Source organism: Nocardia sp. NPDC058633, from assembly GCF_042717045.1.
Lineage (GTDB): Bacteria > Actinomycetota > Actinomycetes > Mycobacteriales > Mycobacteriaceae > Nocardia.
This window is the reverse complement of sequence record NZ_JBHXRA010000006.1, coordinates 219,438-234,678: the sequence shown is the minus strand read 5'-3', so window position 1 is coordinate 234,678 and position 15,241 is coordinate 219,438. Positions and strand designations below refer to the sequence as shown.

Genomic DNA, 15,241 nt, shown 5'->3' with positions numbered 1-15,241 from the left:
ACCCGCCGTTCGTCGTCAGACCTCAGCGGCACATCGGGTTCGGGTGCGGCTGCGTGGACCCCCATGGCCCGCAGATGATGAGCTTCAGGAAGCCCAGTGGAAAGTCGACCAGTGCCGAACCGGTTCCGGCGGAACCCGATTCGGCCACGACGGCCGGCTGCGCGGGGGCGGCGAGCGCGGGGGACGCGCCTGCGGCGAGACCGGCGACAGCCGCGGTGGCAACCAGGACTCGGATCATTCGACGATGCATAACAAGCCTTTCGGGGGAAAATCTAGGCGAAGCTGATAATCACATCGGGTGCCCCGCCACGGGCGTTATCCATAACTTCCGGGGGCTTGACTACCTGAATTGATCAGTGCTACAAGCTGTTCGAACCGGCATCAGCTCGCGCCGAGGGCCGCAGCCAGAAGTGGCCAGGAGTTGTGCAGGTCCTGTTCCCAGTACTGCCAGGTATGGGAGCCTGCCGGGCGGAATTCGGTGTGGGCGGGAATGCCCAGTTCCGCGAGCCGGGCGGCAAGGCGCTGGGTGCACAGGTTGGCAGCAGCCTCGATGGCGCCCCCGAGCAGGATCTGGTCGGTCATGCCGATGACTTTTCCGGGCGTCGCGCCCGGCGGGAGAGCTTCGGCGGGGCCGGGCAGGCCGCTCGCGCTGGACAGGTAGATCGCCTTGCCGCGCAGGCGTTCCGCGTTCAGGTAGGCATCGTTCGCGCGCCAGGCGGGGTCGCCGGGCGGGCCCCACATATTGACCGGGTCGGCTCCGCCGCGGGCGAGGACCAGGTCGATGGCGGCGCGGCCGAGCGGGTCATCCACCGAGGCGCAGCCGCTGTAGGCGCCGACGGCGCGGTAGCGGTCCGGAGCGGCGATGGCCAGGTTGAGCACCGCGGTGGCCGACATCGACAGGCCCGCGATGGCATTCACGCCGGTGGCGTTCAGGGCGGCATCGATGATCGGCGGCAGTTCCTCGGTGAGGAAGGTCTGCCATTTGTTGCGGCCGAGCTTCGGATCGTCGCGCTGCCAGTCGGTGTAGTACGAGAAAGCGCCTGCCGCGGGCGTGACGACGTTGACGTTCTTGTCGGCGAAGAACTGCACGATATCGGTCTGGTTGTACCAGTTCGCGATGTCCTGCCCACCCCCCGCGCCGTTGAGCAGATACAACGTCGGACGTGGCTCGCTGGTGTCGTGCGGCGTGATGACCTGCAGCGGGATCACCCGGTCCATCGACGCGGAGTACACGTGCAGTGTCTGCTGCCGCTGGCCGGGCCGATCGATACCGTCGAGCCGAGAGCCGTCCGCACCGGCGGTGCCGATCGACAGCAGCACCAGCGCGATGGTCGACATCGCGACCGAGCGCGCACGGGTGAACACGAACATCAATCCTCACTCCAGATGACAGCCGAGATGTCCCAAACTTGTTCGACAACCCGGAGCGCCGGGACGACAGCGCGAGAGCCGTCCCGGCGACCAGGTGCTACGCGATCAGCTACCGATCAGATTGCGCAGCACGTCGGAGATGATGTCGCTCAGCGAGCCGGTGGAGCTCAGCTGATTGTCGGAGGAACCAAGCCCGTTGTCGCCGAGGCTGCCGATCACGCTTTCGCCCGCGTTGGCGCCGCGCGCGGTGAAACAAGCAGTCAGGTCGGGCATTTCGTTGCTGACGCCCACCGTGCCCGCCACGCCGACGCCGCCGCTGGTGACCATCTGGCCCACCTTGATGCCGCTGGGCACCGGGTAGGTGATGGTCAAGGTGACGGGGTTGCCGGAGTTGACGAACCACCCGGTGCTGGTGACCTTCCAGCCGCCCGCGTTGGGCACGGCGGTGACGTCCTCGGTGACCTGGCCGCCGACCGCGTGATAGGCGGTGATGGTGGTCTTGGTCGGCGCCCCGAAGCCGACCGGCGGGAAGTCGGTGATCGTGTTGACGTACGGATTGCCGATCCCGGTGGTCCCGACGATCACCTTGTAGGTGACCGAGGTGCCGACACCGATCTGCTCCGCGCTGGCGACCTTGTCGTAGACGTGGGTGACACCGACGGTGCTCCAGTCCTGCTTGGTGTCGTGGCTGCTGACAGCACAGGCGGCGTCGGCGGTGGCGACGCCGGAACCCAGGCCGACACCGACGCCCGCGACGACGAGCGCGGTAGTGGCGAAGCCCGCGGCGATACGCGAAGTCCGGAACATGATTTCCTCCATAGCCCTGGCGCGGACGGCCGGGGCGAATTCCTCATCAGGTGGGCTGTCCCCCCTCTGACCACAAGGTATAGGTCGGACTGGACGTTTGTCCTGGAAAATAGGAACGTGTTCTCATTTTGTGGAACGTACCTATTTTACTCTTTGGCACGGGTAGCATCCGAGGTTTTCGACCCACCTCCATCACCCCGAAAACGCGACAACCGGCCTCCGTCTGGCGACGAAAGACCGGCTGCGGGCGTCTAGGGGGCTACTTCTGGGGCAGCTCGTTGTGGCCGCCGAACGCCTTTCGGGATATACGCGTCTGGCTACTTCTGGGGCAGCTCGTTATGACCGCCGAACGCCTTTCTCATGGCCGAGAGCATCTTGTCGGCGTACAAGGCCTGACCGCGGGAGGAGAAGCGCTGGTAGAGGGCTGCGGAGAGGACCGGGACGGGGACCGCGGTGTCGATGGCGGCGTCGATGGTCCAACGGCCTTCGCCGGAATCGGACACGTGACCACCGTAGGAGTCCAGCTCGGGGTCGGCGACCAGCGCCGACGCGGTGAGGTCGAGGAGCCAGGAGGCCACGACCGACCCACGGCGCCACACCTCGGTGATCGCCGGGATGTCCAGGTCGTACATGTAGTACTCGGGGTGCTCCATCGGCGTCTCCTCGGCGGAGTGCTCACCGTGCAGATACTGCGAGCCCGCGTTGGCGTGCTTCAAGATGTTGAGACCCTCGGCGTAGGCGCCCATCGCGCCGTATTCGATGCCGTTGTGGACCATCTTCACGAAGTGGCCCGCACCGTGCGGACCGCACAGCAGATAGCCCTTCTCCGCCTGCGACGGCTCACCGGTGAGACCAGGGGTGCGGGGGGCAGCCTCGTAGCCGGGCGCGATGGTTTCCAGGAGCGGCTCGAGGTAGTCGACCTGGGCCCGGTTCCCACCGATCATCAGGCAGTAGCCACGCTGCAAACCGAACACGCCACCCGAGGTGCCGATGTCGAGGTAGTGAATACCCTTGGGCTCCAAGGCCTTCGCGCGCTTGATGTCCTCGTGGTAGCGGCTGTTGCCGCCGTCGATGATGATGTCGCCGGGCTCCAGCAGCTCGGCGACCTGCTCGATCACCGCACCGGTGGCACCGGCGGGGATCATCACCCACACCACCCGGGGCACCTCGAGCATGCCGATGAACTCGGCCAGGTCGGTCGTGCCGCCGAACTTGTCACCGAGTTCGGACTCCAGCTGGGAAATGGCCTCTGGATGACGCTCGTAACCCACAGCGGTGTGTCCGTTACGCACGATGCGGCGCACGATGTTGGCGCCCATCCGGCCGAGGCCGATCATTCCCAGCTGCATCAGTTCTCCTCGTTGTCCGGTCGTGGTGTCGAGTCTCACCTCGATTGTCTCGCGACGTCGAGCAGCACCGGAGGGCGGCGTCACCCCGCGCGCGGAAATTCTTCCGAATGGGCTGTAACGCCCCGCTCCGGGCCACGATAAACAGATCGGCTCCGTGTAGTTGCCAGACCCCCGACCCGGCAACTACACGGAGCCTTTTCGCTGCCCGAACCCGGTCGCCGAGCTGCTGAGTGCGCCCAAGCGCGTTACCCTCGGGCCGGACCCCGCAAACACATCGGGGCCAACCTAACGGAAGGACCTCCGTGCCCAGCGAGTCGACCGCCGGACAACCGGCCGACCGGAGGGGCGAGGTCGGATTACGCAAGTTGCTCGAATCAAATCGCACTTTCGATCCGGACACCACCGCCCTCACCCAGCCCCTGAACACCGTGACCCGCGATCGCTGGTCACCCACCCCCGGCCCCGGAGGCGCACAGCCGCCGACTCCGCCGGACAACCAACAGCTGGTCAAGCGAATCGGGATCGCGGTCGGCGCCGTGCTGGCCGTCGGAACCGCCGCCTACCTGGCCGACCTCGCGTTGAGCGCCGGTGACGTGGCGCGCGGCGTCGTCGTCGCCGGTATCGACATCGGCGGGATGGACCAGGCCGAGGCCGACGCGCTGCTGCACACCGAGCTCGGCCCCAGGGCCGAACGACCGCTGCCCGTGCGCATCGGCGATGTGCGGGCGAGCATGGTGCCCGCCGCCGCCGGTCTGTCGGTGGACTACGACCGCACCTGGGATGCCGTCGGCAGCCAGCCGTTGAACCCGGTGAGCCGACTGATCTCGGTTTTCGGCACCCGCGAGGTGCCGGTCTCGACCACCGTCGACGCCGCGGCTCTCGACGCTCAACTCACGACCTTCCGCATGCACGACAACCCGACCGTGGAAGGCACGGTGCGGTTCGAGAACGGTAGACCCGTCGCGGTCGCGCCGGTGCCGGGCCTGGTGCTCGATACCGAGGCCGCGCGCGCCACCATCACCGACCACTGGGCTGTCGGCGAGGAACTGGATCTGCCCGTGGTGGCCGCACCCGTCGCCGTGCGTGCCGATGCCGTGCAGGCGGCGTTGCGCGATATCGCGACGCCGGCCGTCGCGTCACCGATCACCATGTCCGGCAAGGACGTCGAGGCGACGCTGACGCCCGATCAGATCGCCGACGTACTCGGTTTCGTGCCCGACGGCAACGGCGGGCTGGCGCCCCGGTTCGACAACGACGCCGTGATCGCCTTGCTCGCACCGCAATTGGCGAAGTCCGAGGTGGAGCCCAAGGACGCCACCTTCACGGTGAGCACGGGTAAGCCGACCGTCGTGCCCGCCGTGGTCGGCGAGAAGGTCGACTGGCCGAAGACGCTGGAGAAACTGCCCGCTCTGCTCACCCAGCCCGGACCGCGCGACAACCCGGTGGTGTACGAGCGCATCGAGCCCAAGCTCACCACCGAGGCCGCCGCCGCGCTCGGCGTCAACGAGAAGATCGGGGAGTTCACCACCGGCGGCTTCAGCGGCCCCTCGGGAGTCAACATCCGCACGGTCGCCGCCAAGGTCGACGGCGCGGTGGTGAAGCCGGGAGAGATGTTCTCGCTCAACGAGTTCACCGGTCCGCGCACCGCCGCGGAAGGCTACGTGGAGTCCGGCATCATCGACAAGGGCAGGCCGAGCACCGCGGTCGGCGGCGGTATCAGCCAGTTCGCCACCACGCTCTACAACGCGGCCTACTTCGCCGGGATGGAAGACGGCGGACACACCGAGCACAGCTACTACATCTCGCGCTACCCGGCCGCACGTGAGGCGACCGTGTTCGACGGTGCGATCGACCTGGCGTTCCGCAACACCGGCACCACCGGTGTCTACATTCAGACGGTCGCCACCGGATCCGAGATCACCGTGCGGTTGTGGGGCACCAAAACCGTGAACGTGGAATCGATCACGGGTGAGAAGTCGAAGCCGACCGAGCCCAACGAAGTGGTGCTGCCCAAGGGCAAGGACTGCATCGCCTCCGAAGGTGCGCCCGGTTTCACCATCTCCGACACGCGGGTGATCACCGACGCCAAGTCGGGCACTCAGGTGTCGCGGCACACGCGCACGGTGAAGTACGACCCGATCCCGGTCGTCAAGTGCGAGTAGGGGTTCGACGGTAAGGGGCTCGCGCGGTCGGCGGATTCGCCACCGCGCGAGCCTTTTTCGTCAGCAGCTGCAGTCGCAACCACAGTCGCCGCAGCAGCCGTCCTCGCCGCAGCAACTGCAGCAGTCGCCACAGCCACCGCAGCAGTCGCCGCAACTGCCACAGTCGCAGCGCTTCGCCCAGGCCTCCTTCTGTTCACCGGTGCACGGACTGGTGTGGTCGATGCAGCAGGCCATGCCGGTGCAGTAGACGCCGAGCACCAGGCCACCAGCCTGGAACGGGCTCGGCCGGTTCGGGCGTCGACCAGGCGGGGACGGGAATTCGTACGGCGAATGCTGTTGAGCTGTCACCGAAGTACGGCAGACATGCCCGACCGCGATGCCAAGCCCTTGGCCCAGGCGTCGCAGCAGGCTCGCCAGCGGATCGAGCAGCGCCCAGCGCACGGTCGGCAGCTGGTCGAGTTCGGCCGCTGATGCGGCCTGCCGGATCTGAGATTCGCTCTCGCGCAGCAGATCATAGGCACGGGGCAGATCGGTGCCGGTGGCCTTGAGTGGATTGAAACGGCCGCGGGCCCGGTCGCGTTCGAGGTCTTCGATGGCATCGGCCAGATGCGCGATGCGACCGACATGGCGCCCGATCTCCTGCAGGGCCGCGACGTTTTCCGGTCGACCCGCCAGAGTGGCGGTATGCCCGAACAGCGTGGCGGCGCAGAGCTGAGTAGGGCCGGTGAGCTCTTCGAGCGTGATCACCTCGATCGCCTGAATTCGCGGACTCCGCTGTTCTGCAACCGAATTGGTCGGGTCGGAGGCCGAACCCGGACCCAGTTTTCGCGCAGCCGTCGCGCGGGACTCGAGTAACGGCTGCGTAGCGATCGCGCTCAGCATGGGCCGCACATCGAGCCCGATCAGACCGGCCTGCCGCTCGGCTCGGGCGGCCCAGGTATTCGACACCCTCCGCATCGGTCGGCGGGCAAGGACAGAGGCGTCACCGTCGTCGATGTGATCGCCGATCTCGGCCGCCCCCAACAGCAGTGACGCCGTCGCGGCCAATTGCACGCCCGGCGCGTTCGCGGCGACCACCGACGCGCGCCGCATCCCGCGCAGCGGACACGGACCGGCGGTGGTACGCGCACCCGCACTCGACTGCGCCTCGGTGAGCACGCTGAGCACGATCGCATCCGTATTGGTCGCCGCACGGGCCAACTGGCCGTGCCCGTCACGCAGACCCAGACACAACCCGCACATGTGCGCTTGCCACTGCCCCGGATCGATGCCGTATTTCGCCGCACCGTGCGCACACGGCTTCAACACACCGAACACTGCCACCCCGTCTATCGTCGATCGTCAACCGTGCAGGATCGCAGGCGACGGGGCGCGGCGCAACCGCTAGTCGGGCTTCTTGCGACCGGCCAGACCGCGCCAGGCGAGATCGTCGAGCAGGTCGACCGCCTCGGCCACTTCGATCCGTCCGCTGGCGACCCGGTCGGCGATGGCCTCACCGGCGCCGATCACCGCCGCCGCGACGACCTCGAAATTGGTGCCGGGATCGGCGTTCTTGGCACTGGATTCCAGCAGTTTCGCGGTGAGTTCGATGACGCGCTCACGGGCATTGTCGATTTCGGAGGCGAAGGTTTGCTGACCGATCGCCTGACGGTAGAGAACCTGCCAGGACTGCCGGTTGCGGTCGACGAAATCGAGGAAGCCCTCGAGTGCGGTGCGGACCTGTTCGTGGGGGGTCAACTGCGGGTTGCCCGCCGGCGCAACGGCCTCGATGAAGCGCAGACCCTCGCGCTGGATGCAGGCGCGAAACAGCTCGTCCTTGGAGCCGTAGTACAGGTAGAGCATGGGCTTGGAGATCTTCGCCTCGGCGGCGATGGCATCCATCGACGTGTCGTGGAAGCCCTTGCGCGCGAACACCTCGACCGCGGCATCGAGCATCTGCTGCTCGCGAACCGCCCGGGGAAGTCGCTTGGTCCCGCCTGCCATCCACTCTCCTACCGCAGGGTGAACCACCTATCTTACTTGAAGGTAAGTTCACCCGCGCTCATTTGCCGCACAGTCGCCGGGTGCGATCAGCAGCCCAGCGCTACGCCCTTGTAGCGCGCCATCCGCAGTACGGAAGTGTCGACCCGGTCGGCGGGCAGTTTGCCACTAGCCACCGACTGTTCCAAACGGTCGAGCACCTGGGGCACCGCATCGCTGCTGATCCACAGCGCGTTGTCGGCGCCCGCGACGAGCGTGGCCTCGACCGCGTCGGCGATGGACATGCGGGCGGTGATGGCGGCCATGCCGCTGAGATCGTCGGTGAAGATCGGGCCGTCGAACGGCGGGGCGCCGTAGCCCTTGCCCTCACGCAGCAGCGTCATCACGGCCGGGCTGAGGCTGGCAGGCACGTCGGGCTCGGTCAGGCCGGGGACGTCGAGGTGGCCGACCATCACCGCCGCGCCGGAGTTCACGAGGTCGCGGAACGGCACCAGGTCGGTGTTCTGCATCTGCTCCAGCGGCGGGGTGGTCACCGCGCCGGTGTGCGAGTCACCGGAACCGGAGCCGTGGCCGGGGAAATGCTTGATCACCGAACCGAGGCCCACCTCGTTGGAGGCGCGGATGTAGGCGCCCGCGTATTCGCTGACGACCTTCGGGTCGTCGCTGTAGGAGCGGTCACCGATCACACTGTTGGCAGGCTGGCTGCTCACGTCGGTGTCGGGCGCGAAATCGACGGTGATGCCGACGTCCTTGAGGGCCTTCGACCTGGTCAGGGTGAACTGGTAGTACTCCTCGGGCGACAGGGTCTGCGCGATCTCGCGCGCCGACGGCGCGGCGCCGATCACGTTCTTCGCGCGGGAGACACGCCCGCCCTCTTCGTCGATGGTCACCATCAACGGCACCTCGGCCTCGGCCTTCACCGCGTCGAGTGCCGTCTTGTCCAGCAGGCTCGGATCGGTCCAGCTGCCGATGAAGATGCCGCCCACCTGCTCCGAACTCACCACGTTCGAGGCGTCCGCCGCACCGGTGATACCCACGGTCAACAGCTGGGCGAGCTTCTCTCGCTGCGAGAGCGCGGCCAGATAGTCTGCGCCGCAATTGTTCTGGACCGGAGTCCCCGACGTGGGCGAACTCGATTCCGACCCGGCGGAGGGGGAGGCCGCGGCGCTGCTGCTCGCGGCGGGCGTCGTCTCGTTCGACGAACCTCCCGAACAGCCGGTGACCGAACCAGTGAGGGCGGCGAGAACTGCGAACACGACCACAGGCGATTTCCGCATGCGCTCCACGGTAGCCCGCACCCGGCACGAACCACACCACCCGGGATCTGATTCGCAGGTCCGAATCGCGGGTAATCTGATGGGAAAGCCGCTCCGACCAGCGCAGGAGGTCGTCATGGCATGCGATCGGATGCTCATCGCCTACGACGGTTCCGAACAAGCCAAACGAGCCGTCGAGTACGCGGGGCGGTTCCTCACCGCCGAGCGCGCGATTCTGCTCACCGCGTGGGAGCCGATGGTCCGCCAGGCCGCGCGCATCTCCGGGCTCGCCGGGGTGATGCAGCCGGACTGGGTGCCCGACGAGGAGTTGGAGGACATCGCCTACTCCGACGCCCGCAAGATCAACGCCGAGGGCGTGCACCTGGCGAAACTGGCCGGCATCGACGCCGAACCGCGCACCGCCGAGTGCACCACCACGATCTGGAACGCCATCGTGGATTGTGCCGATGAGCTCGACGTCGACATCATCGTCGCCGGGACGCGCGGTTCGACGGGATTGCGCGCGCTGTTGCACAGCAGCGTCGCCGAAGCGGTGCTCAAGCACGGTCACCGGCCCGTCTTCCTGGTGCCGCCCGAGCAGTAGCTCCGCTGGTGTCGGTGGTGGCGTCGCGCGGTGAGAGTTCGGTCGCTCTCGCGGTTCGGGGCCGCCGCGTCGGCGTTATGGTCGAAGCACGATGAACGAATTCCTGCTCGCTCGACCCGACTCGGTGTTGCGGACCTCGGGCGTGCGCGCGACGTATTCGGACCCCCGCCGGGCGGTCGAGGCGTTGCACCAGCGGATCGCCCCGAAGTTGATCGTCGGCGCACTTCCATTCGATCCTCGGACGGCGGCCGCGCTCTGGCAGCCCGAGAACGTGCTGCACACCGCCGGACCGTGGCGACCCGCCGCCCTGCCGGAACTGCCCGACGTGCGAGTGGTGGCCGAGATACCCAGCGCGCCAGAACATGTGGCGCGGGTGACGAAACTGGTCGAGCAACTCGGCGACCCCGCCAACGAGCTGCGCAAGGTGGTGGCCGCGCGGTCGATGGTGGTCGAAGCCGCCGCGCCGCTGGACCCGGAGGTGTTGGCCGGACATCTGTTGAGCAGGCATCCGAATGCCGCGGTGTACGCGGTCGACCTGTCCGCCGCGGGACGAGCGGGCGAGACGCTGATCGGTGCGACACCCGAAGTGCTGGTGGCACGGCACGGCGACCGCGTGAGCCTGCATCCGCTGGCAGGCACACTCGCCCGCCGCGCCGACCCGGCCGACGACGCGGCACAGGCGCGCGAACTGCTCTCCAGCGCCAAGAACCACGACGAGCACGCCTTCGTGATCGACTGGATCCGTCGACAGCTGACGCCGGTCTGCGCACAGCTGCACATCCCCGACGCGCCCGAACTGCTCAGCACCGAACAGGTGTGGCACCTGGCCACCCCCATCCACGGTGTGCTGCGTGACCCGTCGACCACCGCACTCGACCTCGCGCTGCTGCTGCACCCCACCCCCGCCGTCAACGGCACCCCCTTCGCCGCCGCGCTCGAAGCGATCACCACCGACGAACCGTGGCGCGGGTTCTACGGCGGCGCGGTGGGCTGGTGTGACGACAACGGCGACGGCGAGTGGGTCGTCGCGATTCGCGGCGGCGAACTCTCGGCCGATCAGCGGGTGCTGCGCGCCAGTGCGGGCGGCGGGATCGTGGCGGCCTCGGATCCACCGGCAGAACTGGCCGAGACCACGGCCAAACTACGCACCCTGCTCGGCGCCCTGCGTTGCGAGCTGCCCAACGACTGACCGAGGCCGCTGGACCTGCTAGGTTGACCGAGAAAGGCCCCGACGTCGAGCGTATTGGAGTGCGCGATGAAGTTTGCTGTTCCGGCTGTTGCCAGCGCGGTCGGCGGCGCCCTGCTGAGCGCGATCGCTGTCTTCGCGATCACGGCAGCGGTGCAGCAGAACACGGCGCCCTCGATCGACCGCAGCGGTGACAAAGACTCCTCGCTGCTCAACGCTCCTGAATACGGCAGCCGCTGAGGCCGACGCCCGCGCGTCGCGCCCCGCATCGGGGCAACCGGACAAGGCGCCACTGGGTTGGCGCTGGCTCGTCGGCTCGGTAGTAGCCGCCTTCGTACTGACCTTCGCGCAGGCGCCCGGCCTCACCGTCGCCGACACCAAATACGACCTCGCGCAGAACCCGCTCGGCTTCCTCGCGCGGGCCTCGCACCTGTGGAGCAGCCAGGCCCCGATGGGCCAGGTCCAGAACCAGGCCTACGGCTACTTCTTCCCGCACGGCACCTTCTTCTCCGCGGGTCACCTCCTGCACCTGCCCGCGTGGGTCACCCAGCGTGTGTGGTGGGCTCTGCTGCTGCTGGCCGGGTTCTGGGGAATCGTCAAGCTGTGCGAGACCCTCGGGATCGGCTCGCGCGGTTCTCGCGTGATCGCGGGCATCGCTTTCGCGTTGTCGCCGCGAGTGCTCACCACGCTCGGGTCGATCTCCTCGGAAACACTGCCGATGATGTTGGCGCCCTGGGTTCTGTTGGCGCCCGCGGCCCTCGGCGTGGCCGTGAGAACACGGCGCGATGCGGCGGCGCGCGGCCAGGATCCGCCGAAGGACGCCGTCGCGGCGGCGGAGACCGAGGACCTCTCGATGCGCAGGGGCGGCCCTCCTTCCCCAGCGGGAAGCGCACTCGCGCTGGCCTTGATGGGGTCGGTGAACGCCGTCGCGACGGTGGCGGCGTTTCTACCCGCGGCGCTGTGGTGGGCGTCGTATCGACCGAATCGGCAGTGGTGGCGGTTCACACGAGCCTGGATTCCGCTGCTGGTACTCGCCACGCTCTGGTGGGTGGTGCCGCTGCTGCTGCTCGGGAAGGTGAGTCCGCCCTTCCTGGACTTCATCGAGTCGTCGGGGGTGACGACGCAGTGGGCGGCGTTGAGCGAGGTGCTGCGCGGCACCGACAGTTGGACGCCGTTCGTGTCGCCGGAACGGATCGCCGGTGCGGTGCTGGTGACCCAGCCCGCAGCCGTGCTGGCGACGGGCCTGCTCGCGGCCGCGGGCATGGCCGGGCTGGCCCGCTCGACGATGCCGTATCGGGGCAGGTTCGCGTTGATCCTGTGCGTGGGACTGGCGGGGATCTGCGCGGGGTACGTCGGGACGCTGGGTGGGCCCTTCGCCGAATCGGTGCGGATCTTCCTCGACTCGGGCGGTGCGCCGCTGCGCAATGTGCACAAGCTGGAACCGCTGATCCGGTTGCCACTGGTGGTGGGGCTGGCGCACCTGCTGGGCCGCGTCGCCCTGCCCGCGTCCGTGCCGATGCCGGTGTGGCGCAGCTCTTTCGCCCATCCCGAGCGCGATCGGCTGGTCGCGGTCGCGGCGCTGATCCTGGCCGCGCTCACTCTCGCCACCTCCCTGGCGTGGACCGGTCGGCTCGCCCCGCGCGGCGCCTACGATCGGGTGCCCGCCTACTGGACCGACACCGCCGACTGGCTGGCCGCCAATGCCGCGGACACCCGTGCGCTGGTGGTGCCCGGTGCGCCTTTCGGCAGTCAGATCTGGGGACTGACCCGCGACGAACCGCTGCAAGCCCTGGCGAGTACCCCCTGGGCCGTGCGTGATGCGGTTCCGCTGAACCCGCCGGGGACCATTCGCGCGATGGATTCGGTTCAGCGGTTGATCGCCGACGGCAGGCCGTCGACCGGGCTCGCCGCCACCTTGGCCGCCCAGGGCATCGGAATCGTGGTGTTGCGCAACGATCTCGATCCCGAGACCTCCCGTTCGACACGGCCGATGCTGGCCCATCGCGCGATCGAGGGATCACCGGGACTGACCAAGGTGACCTCGTTCGGCGCGCACATCGGGCCGCGGGCGGCGGACGCGGGACTGGTGGTCGACAACGACCTGCTGCCCGCCTATCCGGCGGTCGAGATCTATCGCGTCGACGTGCCGCCGCCCGGTACCCCCGTCGACGTGCGCAGTGGCACCGGGGCCCCGCCCGGATTCCCTGGCGCCTACACCACCCCGCTGGACTCGACACCCGTAGTCCGAGGCGGTCCCGAAGTACTGGAAAGGGTGCGCCGTGATGACGAGAACCATTCGGCGCCAGTGCTTCTCGAAGCGGACGCGCGACGCGCCGGGTTACCCGCACGGCCCGTGCTGCTGACCGACACCCCGATGGACCGTGAGTCCGACTTCGGTCGGGTCGACAACCACAACTCCGCGGTGCGCGCCGCCGACGACGCCCGGCGCACCCACAATCTGGTTGCCGACTACCCCGTCGAGGGCGCCGAACTCGTGCAGGGCGAATGGTCGGGCGCGAAGGTCACCGCGTCCAGCTCCGCCGCCGACGCCACGCAGATCGGCGGAGCGGCACCCGGTAGCTCGACCGCGGCCGCCGTGGACGGCGATCCGAGCACAGCGTGGATCAGCAACGGGTCGGAACCTGCTCTGGGGCAATGGATTCGACTCGACCTCGACGAGCCGATCGCCAACGGCTCGCTGCGCTTCACCACCACCGCGGCGGCGCTGGGCGACCCGGTGAAGTGGGTCGAGGTCCGTACTTCGCGCGGGACCGTGTCGGCCCGGATCACCGAACCCGGCACGCCCGTGTCCGTCGCGCTGCCCGCGGGCAAGTCCGACTGGGTGATGATCAGCGCCGCGCGCACCGAAACCGGAACCCGTGGTGGGCAATTCGGCATCAGCGAACTCACCCTCGACGACTACTCCGATCGCGACGCGCCGGTGCGCGTCGACATCCGGCATCGAGTCGTGCTGCCCGATGTCGCACCGGGAACGACCGTCAGCGGATGGGATCTCGGACAGGAATTCCCCGGTCGCGGCAACTGTTTCGACGGCCCCGACCGCGTGCACTGCAGTAAGGGGCTCGGACTGCCCGCCGAGGAGCCCGGCATCTTCGGCCGCACCCTCTCGGTGCCGGAACCGCTCACCGTCGGCACCGACCTCACCGTGCGCACGCGCCCGGGGCCCGCGCTGGAGGCGTTGCTCACCGACCCCACCCGACCGATAGCCCGCGGCAAGGCCGACGTCGCCGACCTGCGCGGCGCCGCCTTCGCAGCCACCGACGGTGATCCGAAGACCACCTGGACCGCACCCGAATCCACCGTGCGCGGGCTCGCCGGCGGCAAACCCACACTGGTACTGGAACTTCCGGAGCCGGCGACGGTGACCGGACTCGACATCACCACCGCACTGGGCGGGCTGCCCGCGACAGCCACCTCCGTGGCGGTCAACCTGGGCAACGGCCCGCAGATCCGCGAACTACCCGAACGCGAACACGGCGAACCGGCCCGCATCTCGCTGTACCCCACTGAAACCGATCGCATCGAGATCAGCATCCAGAGCTGGAACGAGGTCCTCGACCGCACCGCACTCGGATTCGTCCTCAGCCAGCCCACCGGTGTTGCCGAAGTCGAAGTGCTCGGCCCCGAGTACCCCGCGCACGCCCCCGGCGATCGGCTCGTCACCATCGGCTGTGAGGCGGGGCCGGTGATCGCGATCGGCGGGCGCGCCGTGCACACCACCGTCACCGCCACGGCCGACGAACTGCGCTCCGGCGCACCGGTTTCGGCACTGCCGTGCCCGGAGGACGCGGCCGATATCGAACTCCTCCCCGGCCACCCCGACCTCACCGTGGCGCCCACCGAACTCTTCACCGTCGACCGCATACGCCTGCCCCGCACCGACCCCTACCCCGGCAACCCCGGCGCCGCTGTCGAAACGTCGACCGAAGGCACTCAGCTGCTGGTCCTGCCGCTCAGCACCAATGTGGGCTGGCAGGCGCACACCGCCGACGGGCGCGAACTGTCGCCGCTGGTTGTCGACGGCTGGCAGCAGGCGTGGCTCGTGCCGCCCGGAACCAGCGGGGAGATCACGGTGTCGTTCCCGGCGGACCGCTGGTACCGGCTCGCGATCTTCGGTGGGCTGTTGCTCCTCATTCCCCTTGTCCTTCTTGCGATTCCGCGCCGACGTGCGGTCGCCGACGTCGGGCCCGCACCGGTGACCTGGGGTGCCCGCTGGGTCGCCGCGATCGGACTGACCGGTGTGATCGGCGTGATCTCCGGACCGTTCGGCGCGGCAGTCACGCTGATCGCTGTGGGCTGCAGCCACTTCCGGCCCGCGGTGACGGCCCGAACCCTGCCATGGCTGGCCGGCCTCGGGACGCTGATCTCGGCGGCGGCACTGTCTACGGGGACCTGGCGCTCCGGCACCGAATACATGGGCGGCTCGCTGTGGGCCCAGGCACCGGCCGTGGTCGCGGTCGTCGCCGTCGGGGTGGCGGCGCTCCCCCGACGTCGCTGAGCCCTGC

General features: G+C 68.6%; 12 protein-coding genes. 5 read left to right on the top strand and 7 right to left on the bottom strand.

The genetic code is table 11. The features are described from left to right. Nucleotides 1-22: 22 nt before the first annotated feature. From ACFWUR_RS10000 to gnd, 4 genes are all read right to left on the bottom strand, one after another. Nucleotides 23-238 (bottom strand): hypothetical protein, encoded by a 216-nt coding sequence (locus ACFWUR_RS10000; protein WP_378904725.1) that lies wholly within the window; start codon nt 236-238, stop codon nt 23-25. A 143-nt stretch (nt 239-381) separates the two neighbouring features. Beyond that, nucleotides 382-1,338, bottom strand: coding sequence for an alpha/beta hydrolase (locus tag ACFWUR_RS09995; protein WP_378905039.1), 957 nt, complete (start codon nt 1,336-1,338; stop codon nt 382-384). A gap of 138 nt (nt 1,339-1,476) precedes the next feature. Continuing rightward, entirely contained in the window at nt 1,477-2,178 is a 702-nt protein-coding gene (locus ACFWUR_RS09990; RefSeq protein WP_378904722.1) for a hypothetical protein, read from the bottom strand. 317 nt (nt 2,179-2,495) lie between these two features. Further along, nucleotides 2,496-3,527 (bottom strand): phosphogluconate dehydrogenase (NAD(+)-dependent, decarboxylating), encoded by a 1,032-nt coding sequence (gnd, locus tag ACFWUR_RS09985; protein WP_378904719.1) that lies wholly within the window; start codon nt 3,525-3,527, stop codon nt 2,496-2,498. Nucleotides 3,528-3,829: 302 nt separating this feature from the next. On the opposite strand from gnd, the gene ACFWUR_RS09980 reads away from it, so the two are divergent. After that, complete coding sequence (locus ACFWUR_RS09980) at nt 3,830-5,689, top strand: VanW family protein (protein ID WP_378904716.1); 1,860 nt, start codon at nt 3,830-3,832, stop codon at nt 5,687-5,689. Between the two features lie 60 nt (nt 5,690-5,749). Here the strand turns inward: ACFWUR_RS09980 and ACFWUR_RS09975 are convergent, their stop codons facing one another. The 3 genes from ACFWUR_RS09975 to ACFWUR_RS09965 all read right to left on the bottom strand — a co-directional run bounded on the left by ACFWUR_RS09975 (nt 5,750) and on the right by ACFWUR_RS09965 (nt 8,946). Further along, nucleotides 5,750-7,012, bottom strand: a complete 1,263-nt coding sequence (locus ACFWUR_RS09975; protein ID WP_378904713.1) for a DUF5685 family protein — start codon at nt 7,010-7,012, stop codon at nt 5,750-5,752. Between the two features lie 60 nt (nt 7,013-7,072). Continuing rightward, nucleotides 7,073-7,672, bottom strand: coding sequence for a TetR/AcrR family transcriptional regulator (locus ACFWUR_RS09970; RefSeq protein ID WP_378904710.1), 600 nt, complete (start codon nt 7,670-7,672; stop codon nt 7,073-7,075). Nucleotides 7,673-7,758: 86 nt separating this feature from the next. Beyond that, nucleotides 7,759-8,946, bottom strand: a complete 1,188-nt coding sequence (locus ACFWUR_RS09965; RefSeq protein ID WP_378904707.1) for a glycoside hydrolase family 3 N-terminal domain-containing protein — start codon at nt 8,944-8,946, stop codon at nt 7,759-7,761. Nucleotides 8,947-9,061: 115 nt separating this feature from the next. Here ACFWUR_RS09965 and ACFWUR_RS09960 point away from each other — a divergent pair, with 115 nt between their 5' ends. From ACFWUR_RS09960 to ACFWUR_RS09945, 4 genes are all read left to right on the top strand, one after another. Then, complete coding sequence (locus tag ACFWUR_RS09960; RefSeq protein WP_378904705.1) at nt 9,062-9,529, top strand: universal stress protein; 468 nt, start codon at nt 9,062-9,064, stop codon at nt 9,527-9,529. A 91-nt stretch (nt 9,530-9,620) separates the two neighbouring features. Further along, a complete protein-coding gene (locus ACFWUR_RS09955) occupies nt 9,621-10,718 on the top strand; it encodes an isochorismate synthase MenF (RefSeq protein WP_378904702.1) in 1,098 nt (365 codons plus the stop codon). A 66-nt stretch (nt 10,719-10,784) separates the two neighbouring features. After that, nucleotides 10,785-10,955, top strand: coding sequence for a DUF2613 domain-containing protein (locus tag ACFWUR_RS09950; protein ID WP_022566695.1), 171 nt, complete (start codon nt 10,785-10,787; stop codon nt 10,953-10,955). Further along, the gene (locus tag ACFWUR_RS09945; protein WP_378905037.1) at nt 10,936-15,234 is read left to right on the top strand and encodes an alpha-(1->3)-arabinofuranosyltransferase; all 4,299 of its coding nucleotides are present in this window, start codon (nt 10,936-10,938) and stop codon (nt 15,232-15,234) included. Before ACFWUR_RS09950 ends, ACFWUR_RS09945 begins: the two co-directional genes overlap by 20 nt. Nucleotides 15,235-15,241: the final 7 nt, after the last annotated feature.

What these genes read in the sequence shown, in the direction of transcription:
- ACFWUR_RS10000 (WP_378904725.1), bottom strand. Translation starts at nt 238, where the DNA reads ATGATCCGAGTCCTGGTTGCCACCGCGGCTGTCGCCGGTCTCGCCGCA.
- ACFWUR_RS09995 (WP_378905039.1), bottom strand. Translation starts at nt 1,338, where the DNA reads ATGTCGACCATCGCGCTGGTGCTGCTGTCGATCGGCACCGCCGGTGCG.
- ACFWUR_RS09990 (WP_378904722.1), bottom strand. Translation starts at nt 2,178, where the DNA reads ATGTTCCGGACTTCGCGTATCGCCGCGGGCTTCGCCACTACCGCGCTC.
- gnd (WP_378904719.1), bottom strand. Translation starts at nt 3,527, where the DNA reads ATGCAGCTGGGAATGATCGGCCTCGGCCGGATGGGCGCCAACATCGTG.
- ACFWUR_RS09970 (WP_378904710.1), bottom strand. Translation starts at nt 7,672, where the DNA reads ATGGCAGGCGGGACCAAGCGACTTCCCCGGGCGGTTCGCGAGCAGCAG.
- ACFWUR_RS09965 (WP_378904707.1), bottom strand. Translation starts at nt 8,946, where the DNA reads ATGCGGAAATCGCCTGTGGTCGTGTTCGCAGTTCTCGCCGCCCTCACT.
- ACFWUR_RS09960 (WP_378904705.1), top strand. Translation starts at nt 9,062, where the DNA reads ATGGCATGCGATCGGATGCTCATCGCCTACGACGGTTCCGAACAAGCC.
- ACFWUR_RS09955 (WP_378904702.1), top strand. Translation starts at nt 9,621, where the DNA reads ATGAACGAATTCCTGCTCGCTCGACCCGACTCGGTGTTGCGGACCTCG.
- ACFWUR_RS09950 (WP_022566695.1), top strand. Translation starts at nt 10,785, where the DNA reads ATGAAGTTTGCTGTTCCGGCTGTTGCCAGCGCGGTCGGCGGCGCCCTG.